Source organism: Candidatus Accumulibacter contiguus (assembly GCF_012940005.1).
GTDB classification, from domain to species: domain Bacteria; phylum Pseudomonadota; class Gammaproteobacteria; order Burkholderiales; family Rhodocyclaceae; genus Accumulibacter; species Accumulibacter contiguus.
Genome location: NZ_SPMX01000163.1, coordinates 1 through 704 on the forward strand (window position 1 = coordinate 1; position 704 = coordinate 704).

General features: G+C 60.8%; 1 protein-coding gene and 1 pseudogene. Both read left to right on the forward strand.

Annotation, left to right across the window (positions count from 1 at the left end; genetic code table 11):
- The coding region (locus E4Q08_RS23970) for a TrbI/VirB10 family protein (protein WP_308240222.1) at nucleotides 1-353 on the forward strand (353 nt) is incomplete at its 5' end.
- 18 nt (nucleotides 354-371) lie between these two features.
- Nucleotides 372-704 (forward strand): annotated as a pseudogene (locus tag E4Q08_RS23975) (P-type conjugative transfer protein TrbJ); the annotation flags it as partial.

Consider the following 704-nt stretch of genomic DNA (forward strand, 5'->3'; position numbering starts at 1 on the left):
TCGACATCGGCGCCATGCCCGGCGCGGATGGTGTCGGCTATGCCGGGTTCACCGACCGGGTGAATAACCATTACCTGCGCCTGTTCGGATCGGCCCTGCTGATGTCTGCCGTGACCGCCGGGATCACCTATAGCCAGGGCCAGAACCAGGGCAACAGTGTCTATGGCGCACCGACCGCCAGCAGCGCGATGAGCGAAGCGCTGGGCCAGCAACTCGGCCAGGTCACCGCGCAATTGATCGCCAAGAACATGAACATCGCACCAACTCTGGAGATCCGGCCGGGGTATCGCTTCAATGTCATTGTCGCCAGGGACATGACGTTTTCCAAGCCGTACCAATCGTTTGACTACTGACGCCAAGGAGCAGTGAGCATGAAAGTCTTGACCAGCAAACCAACCGCCACAAAGCTAACTGCCACAGGCACCGTGCTTCGGGCCCTGTTTCTGGCCGTGTTCGCCGGCCCGGCGGCGACGACACCAGCGCATGCAGCAGGCATCCCGGTCATCGACACCGCGAACCTCTCGCAGACCGTCATCAGTTCCATCGAAGCGGTCGCCCAGACGCTGAAGCAGATTCAGCAGTACCAGACGCAACTGCAGCAGTACGAAAACATGCTGCAGAACACGCTGGCGCCAGCAGCCTATGTCTGGGACGCGGCCACCAGCACGATGAACCAGCTGCGCAGTGCGATCGACACGTTGAAT